The following is a 7,326-nucleotide window of genomic DNA, read 5'->3' on the forward strand; positions in this document are numbered from 1 at the left end:
CACGCCGTCGGGGTGGACGGATGCCGTCGTCGAGAGCGCCGATCCGGCATCCGGTGTCCTGTCGCTGCGCACGCTCGACGGCGACGAGCACGCGCTGTGGAACTCCGGCGGAGCCGCGCTCGAGGCGGGTCCGGGCACGCCGGTCGCACTGCACCGCGCCTACGGCGTGCTGGCCGTGGGGCGCGCGCAGTACAACGTCGCCGTCCGCTGAGTCCGGCGGGGTGTCAGGACCCCGTCTGCGCCATCGAGTCGCGCATGGCCGTGCAGGCGTCCATGCAGTCCTTGCAGGCCTGAGCGCACATGCGGCAGACGTCGCTGTGCTCGGAGTGCTTCGCGCACTCCTCCATGCACATCGCGCACATCGCGATGCACGCCTCGAGCATCGCCGTCATCGCTGCGGGCGTCATGCCCTGCATCCGCATCATCGCGCGCATCATCGTGTTGCACATGTCGGCGCAGTTCATGCAGGCCGTACTGCAGTCCATCATCTGCGTCGAACACACCACGCACGCCTGCTCGCAGGCCGCACAAGCGTCCATACAGGCCTGCATCGCCGACATGTCCATCGTCTCCATGCCCGGCATGGAGGTCATATCCTTCGACATCGCGTCCATCATCATCGAGTCCATCACGCACCGCCTTCCTCGTCGGCTTCCGCCGTTCGTGAGCGGGCAGGATCACCCGCCTGGTGTCAGCGTACGCCCCGAGGTGCATGCGGTGAAGGGGCGTGGTGCGCGACGACCAGGTAGACAGAAAACTGCCAACCAAGTGCACTATGCTGCACTACATGGATGGGGCTGCAGAATCACTGGCCCGCGCGATTGGCGCGCGAGTGAGGCAGGAGCGCAAGGGTCGGGCGTGGACGCTCGACCAGCTTGCCGCGACGGCGGGCCTGAGCCGGCGGATGCTCGTGAACGTCGAGCAGGGCACGGTCAACCCGAGCGTCGGCACGCTGCTGCGTCTGTCGGATGCGCTCGGGGTCGGGCTGCCTGCCCTCGTGGAGCCGCCCGCCGGCCGCACGGTGAAGCGGACCCGGCGGGGCGAGGGCGCCGTGCTCTGGACCGGTGCTCTCGGCGGGCAGGGCGTGCTCGTCGCGGGCACGGAGCCGCCGGACGTGGTGGAGCTGTGGGACTGGACCCTCGCCCCGGGCGAACGTCACGAGAGCGAGGCGCACGCCACCGGCACCCGCGAGGTGCTGCAGGTGCAGGAGGGCGCAATGACGGTGACGGTCGGCGACGACAGCTACGAGCTCGGCCCCGGTGACGCTCTGACCTTTCACGGCGACGTCGTTCACGCGTATGGCAACCCGAATGAAGCGGCGGTGCGGTTCTCGCTCGCGGTCTTCGAACCCGGCGTCGGCGCCGGGCACAGGATGGGGACCCCGAATGTCTGACGCCGCGCGGGCGAACCGCGCCGGCCGAGGCGTGCCCCCGTGGTCGCTGGCGGTCGCAGCGATGCTGGCCGTACAGCTCTCCAACGCCCTCTCCGCTGGGGTGATCGCGCAGGTCGGGGCGGCCGGAACGGCATGGCTGCGCATGTGCTTCGGGGTCGTGTTCCTCTGGATGATCGCCCGTCCCTGCATCCGCTCGTTGCGCAGGGGAGATCTGCCGGCGCTGCTCGTGCTGGGAGTGGTGACGGGGTTCATGACGACGTTCTTCCTCGGCGCCGTGGAACGCATCCCGCTCGGAACCGCCGTCGCGATCGAGTTCCTCGGACCACTCACCGTCGCCGGCCTGATGAGCCGGCACCGCAAGGCGCTGGTGTGGCCGCTGCTCGCCCTCGCGGGCGTCGTGCTGCTGACCGAACCCTGGCGCGGGAGCATCGACCTTGCCGGGGTCGGGTTCGCCCTCGCCGCGGGAGTCTGCTGGGGTCTGTACAACCTCTTCACCCAGCACGTCGGCGATCGGTTCTCCGGCATCAGCGGGCTGTCTCTGACGATCCCCATCGCCGCGTTGGCGACGCTGCCGGTCGGGCTCCCCCAGGTCATCAGCGGCGACTTCACGTGGTGGGTGCTCCCCGCCGCCGCCGGGATCGCGCTGATCTCGCCGGTGATCGCCTTCGGCTTCGAGATGCTGGCCCTGCGCCGCATGACGCACACCGCTTTCGGCACGCTGCTCTCCGTCGAGCCCGCCTTCGGCATCCTGCTCGGGCTGCTGCTGCTGGCTCAGACGCCGACGCTCCTGCAACTGGTCGGCATCGCGCTGGTGATCGTGGCCGGTGCCGCGGCACAGCGCGGCGGCGCGCGTCAGACTGATGCCACCGCTGTCACGGCGCAATCGTGAACGCCTTCACCGGGCTGAGCGCCTTCCCCCTCGCACCGCTCAAGGACGATGTCGTCGATGAGGCGTCGTTCGTCCGGCTCGTCGAGCGTCTCGCAGGATCGGGAGTGGAGTCGATCACGGTGCTCGGTCGACCGGCTCATACGCCTAGCTCACGTCTGACGAGCGCGCCAGGGGCACGGGTGGCCGAGGTGGTGCGCGAGCTCGCCCTCGGGTGATGACACGACTACCCTGGGGTGCGGAAGAGTTCCGGCGGGACGACCCGACGGTGATCGAGCAAGCGGGACGGCCCAGCAGAAACGAGCAGTAATCCGTGTCCATCACCGCCACTCTTCGCACGGTCGTCGCCGGCCGCGTGGTCTTCCGTCTGGTGCTCGGCTGGGGAGCATTCGCCGTGCTCTTCGCTGCGCAGCCGTTCCTGTCGGCGCGCCTTTCCACGCCGGTGCTGGTGACCGTGCTGGCCGGCATCATCGCCGTGATCGTGGTGTGCGCGTTCGGCGTCGTGGGCGAGGCGGAGCACCTCGCGCGGCGACTCGGCGACCCCTACGGCACCCTCGTCCTGACGTTGTCCATCGTGATGATCGAGGTCATCCTCATCTCTGCGGTGATGCTCGGCCCCGGCGAGCACACGACCATCGCGCGCGACTCGGTCATGGCCGTCTCGATGATCATCCTGAACCTCGTCATCGGCATCGCCTTACTGGTCGGTGGATTGCGCCATGCGCGCCTGCGCCCGAACCGCACTGGGGTATCGGCCTACCTGTCACTCCTCGTCGTACTTCTCGCCGTAGCATTCGCCCTCCCCGGCCTCATCGGAGAGGGAGGCTCCTATACGCCCGGCCAGGAGATTCCGATCATCGTGCTCACGGTGCTCCTCTACGCGTTCTTCCTGCATCGGCAGATGGGCGAGCAACGCGGCGACTTCCAGGAAGTGGCGCCCGAAAAACGCCTTACGAGCGCCGGTGCCGCAGCGCAGCAGCCGCTCCGAGAGGGTTCGTTGGTGCTCAGCGCGATCTCCGAACACCGCGCCGAAGTGGTCACCCACACACTTGTCCTCATCGCCACCGTCGTTCCGATCGTGCTGCTCTCCCACGACATGGCGACTCTGCTCGACGACGGCCTCGACCGAGCCGGCGCCCCGGTTGCACTCTCGGGCATCTTGATCGCGATGATCGTCTTCCTGCCCGAAACCATCACGACGATCCGGGCAGCGCACAACGGTGAGATCCAGCGGGTCAGCAACCTCTGCCACGGCGCACTGGTCTCAACCGTCGGCCTGACCATCCCGGCTGTGCTGACCATCGGGATGCTGACCGGACAGACGGTCGTGCTCGCCGAGACGCCGGCGAATCAGCTGCTGCTCGGACTCACGCTGCTGCTGAGCCTGACCACGTTCTCGGGCAGACGAGTGACCGCGCTGCACGGCGGAGCACACCTGATGACCTTCGCCCTGTATGGCATCAGCGTCTTCTCGTGAACCGTTGCAGGTTCCCACCGACCGCAGCTTATGCGCTCGCCCTCAGTCGCTGCTGACATCCGGTGACCATGCGCGCTCGATCGGCACTCTTCGCTTCAGAATGCGCTCCGCCGCGCGATGGCCCGAGAACATCGCGCCTGCGACGGTGGCGGGGTCCGCGGTCCAGGTCGCCTCGCCGGCGATGTGCAGCACTCTGCCGATCGGGGCTGCGAGGTCGTCATGGTCAGCGGTCGTCGCTCCTGCCTTCATGTACGCGTACGACCCGCGCGCGAAGGGATCGTCCTGCCATGCCGTGCGGTGGATGCGCGTCGGACTCACTGTGCGCTCGCCGTACAAGCGCCGCAGCTGAGCCATCACCGACTCGGCGACGCGCGCGTCATCCCATTCCCGGGTGCATCGAGCGGCATCCCCTGCGGCGAAGGTCAGCAGTGTTGGTTCGCCATGCACCGCGGTGAGGTCGTACCAGGAGTGCCACCATCCGCCCTGCGGCCCCTGCTGCCGTATCGCGTAGACGCCGGCATCCCAGAAGCTGGACGGGAAGCGCAGGAAGACCTTCTCAAACGCGTTCATGTCGAGGCGCAGGAGCGCTTCGAAGTTGACCTGCGGCAGTGCCGGCACGAACTCGACGGAGTCGGAGCGCAGCACACCGACCGGCAGCGTCACCACGGCGGTGTCCGCCCTGAAGTCGCCCTCGGCGGTGCGGATGCTGACGCGGTCGCTCCATTCGATGCGCGTGACTGCGTGCCCGAGGCGCATGTCGAGCCCGTGCGCAAGGTGCTGCGAGAGCACGTCGTATCCGTCGGGGAAGACGACCTCGTCTCCATCGATCGCGTCGTCGTCGAGGCCGTGGGCCGCGAGCTGCTCGATCTGGACCCCGTACTGCTCCTCGCACCGGTGCTCGAGGAACTCCCGCGCCCGCTGCGTGCGTTCCGCGTCCCAGTGCTGCCGGGCGAGCGCCACCTCGGTGACGTCGCGGTATGAGGCGCCGGGGGCTGATCGAGCGATCTCCTCCCCGAGCACCGCGTCGACGGCGTGGATGTCGGCGGCGAAACCGCGTGCGGCGGCGTCCGAGAGTCGGGAACCGTCGGGGGCGTAGTAGGCGATGGCCGGCTGTCGGGTTGATATCCGCCGACCGTGAACTCCACCGTGCGCATACCGAATGACGCCGCTGCCGCCGCCACCGGGCTGCCGTCGATGCCATGGATCCACGAGGCCCCGAGGTCGGTGACGCCGCCGTCACGGTCGGTGTGCAGCCGCCCGCCGAGGCGGTTCCTGGCTTCGAGCACCACGACCCGGTGGCCGCCATCGCGCAGCAGCCGAGCGGCCGTGAGACCGGCGACTCCTCCCCCCACGACGATCGTGTCGACGTGTTCCATGAGGCTTCCTCTCGCCGTCGGGTGGCTCTTCCTCGAAGATAACGATCGACAGGCTCAGTTCCGTGGCGACCTGGTGGTCAGCGCGCGGGCGCTTCGTTTGGTGCGGATCACTGCCCCGGATGCTGGCGCATCCTGCGTCGCCGGCCTCGGGTCGCGCAGGATGCTCAGCACCCGGGCCTCGACACCACCGTGAAGAGGAGCGACGTACGGCGCCCAGCCTCGACCCACCTCGCGCAGCTCGTCGACGTACTCGTTCACGGGCGCGATGTGCGGCGCATAGCGATCAGCCCACTGCTGTTCCCGGAACTCCTTGATGGCCATCTGCTTCGGCATGGCCTGACCGTAGCAGTGTGCCTCTCACCTCTTGGAGTCGTCGTCGATCTCGACGCCAGCTCGCTCTCGCCAGAGCTGGAGGTGATGCTCGATGGTCACATGATCCCCCCGAAGCGCTGCTTCGCTGACGGGCGTGAAAAGAGCCAGCACGTCCGACTCGTCAAGGGTGCTGAGCCAGCCCGCGAAGGCTGGTCGCTTATCGTCCCCGTAGAAATCGGCCATCATCTCGAGGAGATCGCGTCTGACTCCTTCACCGGCCATACGTCGGGTCAGGCGCGTGTGGGCTGCGTCCCGACTGGCGGCATTCCACGCCTCGGAGAACGACGCGTACCCGCGCGACAGATCCAGGTTCGGCGGGATCTTCGGTAGGTCTGTGCGACCTCTCACCAGGATTGGAACGGCCTGCTCTCGGACCCATTCCTCCAGCTGCCCAAGTTCGTGCATGAGGGTGTGCACTGTGCCGGTGTGAGGTCTTCGGACAACCACTTCCGGCCAGATGGAGACGCCCATCTTCGTACCTCGGGGAACGGAAGCAAGAACGCTGCCAACTTCAGCGACCTGTTGCTCGCCGGCGCGCAATGCGCTGTGTGATCCGTCCTCGAGGTCGACCCGACCGACTCGGGTCAGCGTGACGCTCGGCTCTCGATGCTTCGCAAAATTCGTGTGCTCTGCGAGACGTCTCAGGGGGTGCATGTCCACATCTCGGCGGTGGAAAGGCTGGAGCCGGTGAACGCGTTCGTACAGCTCGCTCCCGCGGGCGAAGACGCCTAACGATCTGCGTCGCTTATCGGAGGCCCAGTCATCGAACGCTTCCACCGAGAGCTTCGCCGGCACCTCGATCAGGGCCGCCTCTTTGCGATCCAGATCGCGCCCCAGCTGCGACTCGACCTCCGCGAACAAACAGTGTTCCATGAGGTTGCGGGTCTGATTGAGAGCGTCCGCGAACAGCCGGGGCACTGCCTGCGGCAGCGGTGCGATCGCAGCGAGCACGACTTCCTCGGTGGTCGGCGTCAGTCTCTGAGCCAGCTTCAGGGGGTCGGCAGCCAAGTACGGATGCAAGACCTGCCCGAGCCGCAGAATCTGCGCATCGATGTGCGCAGCGGTGTACAACGCATGTTCCTGATGCTGCGGCAGCCAGCTCTCACTCATCGCGTCATCCGGTCGCGAGCCACCTGAATGCTGAGCCTGTCCCATGTCGTGAGCCTAATCGCGGCGTCAGGACCTCTGATCTACTTTGCAGACGCGCGCACCCCCGCGATCCCGCTCGACCACTGCTCAGACGCCAGATACCTACTCAGCCCCATCTCACTTCAACGTCTGGCCCATTGGCCACGATAAGAACAGTTATCCGGACTATCGGCGCTGTCTGACGCCGGTTCATCGCGGCTCGCAAATCGGCTCAGTGGCTCACACCTCGCCGACGAGGTCGCTCAGCGTGGGAGCAGCGTCGTAGACGCCGTAGATGCCATCTTCAAGGAGAGATAGGTTGTCGTATCCGGTCTCCAACCACTCTGCGAGCTTTGGGAAGTCAGCGGTCTCCTGAATGTTCGGGAGGTTCCCGGCGTACCGGAAGCTCACCCCTCCCTCATCGTCCTCGTGAAGGGCAAGAACGAACTTCTCAATCTCGGGCGGGAACGGATTGTCACTGAGCACCTCATACTGATGTGGCTCTTGAGACGAAGTTCCACGGCCTGTCGGTAGAGGTAAAGGAACGGAAGAAGAATCGTGTCATCTTGGCTCATCGCAATCCGGAGTGTAGGTGGGGCCTGAATCCTCCGGCTTCGAGCAGCGATCTGGCGACATAGTTCGTGAGGTTGCGGAAGCCGAGGGCGGATCCGCGGAGATGTTCGAGGCGGCCGTT

9 protein-coding genes and 2 pseudogenes are annotated in these 7,326 nt (G+C 66.8%); 5 read left to right on the top strand and 6 right to left on the bottom strand.

All coding sequences use genetic code 11. The features are described 5' to 3' along the window. Window positions 1-211: pseudogene (locus tag RIN18_RS16945) on the top strand (hypothetical protein); the annotation flags it as partial. Between the two features lie 13 nt (window positions 212-224). Here RIN18_RS16945 and RIN18_RS16950 read toward each other — a convergent pair. Beyond that, on the bottom strand, window positions 225-629 hold the full coding sequence (locus RIN18_RS16950) for a hypothetical protein (protein ID WP_309105157.1): 405 nt from the start codon (window positions 627-629) through the stop codon (window positions 225-227). A gap of 158 nt (window positions 630-787) precedes the next feature. Here RIN18_RS16950 and RIN18_RS16955 point away from each other — a divergent pair, with 158 nt between their 5' ends. The 4 genes from RIN18_RS16955 (at window position 788) to RIN18_RS16970 (ending at window position 3,756) form a co-directional block, all read left to right on the top strand. Continuing rightward, the gene (locus RIN18_RS16955; RefSeq protein ID WP_309105158.1) at window positions 788-1,393 is read left to right on the top strand and encodes an XRE family transcriptional regulator; all 606 of its coding nucleotides are present in this window, start codon (window positions 788-790) and stop codon (window positions 1,391-1,393) included. Further along, complete coding sequence (locus RIN18_RS16960; protein ID WP_309105159.1) at window positions 1,386-2,282, top strand: EamA family transporter; 897 nt, start codon at window positions 1,386-1,388, stop codon at window positions 2,280-2,282. Before RIN18_RS16955 ends, RIN18_RS16960 begins: the two co-directional genes overlap by 8 nt. After that, entirely contained in the window at window positions 2,279-2,497 is a 219-nt protein-coding gene (locus RIN18_RS16965; RefSeq protein ID WP_309105160.1) for a hypothetical protein, read from the top strand. The genes RIN18_RS16960 and RIN18_RS16965 overlap by 4 nt, the downstream gene beginning before the upstream one ends. A gap of 101 nt (window positions 2,498-2,598) precedes the next feature. Continuing rightward, window positions 2,599-3,756 (top strand): calcium:proton antiporter, encoded by a 1,158-nt coding sequence (locus RIN18_RS16970; RefSeq protein ID WP_309105164.1) that lies wholly within the window; start codon window positions 2,599-2,601, stop codon window positions 3,754-3,756. A gap of 42 nt (window positions 3,757-3,798) precedes the next feature. Here the strand turns inward: RIN18_RS16970 and RIN18_RS16975 are convergent, their stop codons facing one another. The 5 genes and pseudogenes from RIN18_RS16975 to RIN18_RS16990 form a co-directional block, all read right to left on the bottom strand. After that, window positions 3,799-4,965: a flavin monoamine oxidase family protein gene (locus RIN18_RS16975; protein ID WP_375163546.1), complete on the bottom strand. Its 1,167-nt coding sequence runs from the start codon at window positions 4,963-4,965 to the stop codon at window positions 3,799-3,801. Then, window positions 4,953-5,132: pseudogene (locus tag RIN18_RS17690) on the bottom strand (FAD-dependent oxidoreductase); the annotation flags it as partial. The gene RIN18_RS16975 and the pseudogene RIN18_RS17690, both read right to left, overlap by 13 nt. Window positions 5,133-5,186: 54 nt before the next feature. Continuing rightward, window positions 5,187-5,465 (bottom strand): hypothetical protein, encoded by a 279-nt coding sequence (locus RIN18_RS16980; RefSeq protein WP_309105161.1) that lies wholly within the window; start codon window positions 5,463-5,465, stop codon window positions 5,187-5,189. A 24-nt stretch (window positions 5,466-5,489) separates the two neighbouring features. Beyond that, on the bottom strand, window positions 5,490-6,614 hold the full coding sequence (locus RIN18_RS16985; RefSeq protein ID WP_309105162.1) for a hypothetical protein: 1,125 nt from the start codon (window positions 6,612-6,614) through the stop codon (window positions 5,490-5,492). 258 nt (window positions 6,615-6,872) lie between these two features. Then, complete coding sequence (locus tag RIN18_RS16990) at window positions 6,873-7,118, bottom strand: hypothetical protein (protein ID WP_309105163.1); 246 nt, start codon at window positions 7,116-7,118, stop codon at window positions 6,873-6,875. Window positions 7,119-7,326 lie beyond the last annotated feature (208 nt).

Origin of the sequence: Microbacterium sp., from assembly GCF_031179285.1 — a bacterium.
Taxonomy (GTDB): domain Bacteria; phylum Actinomycetota; class Actinomycetes; order Actinomycetales; family Microbacteriaceae; genus Microbacterium.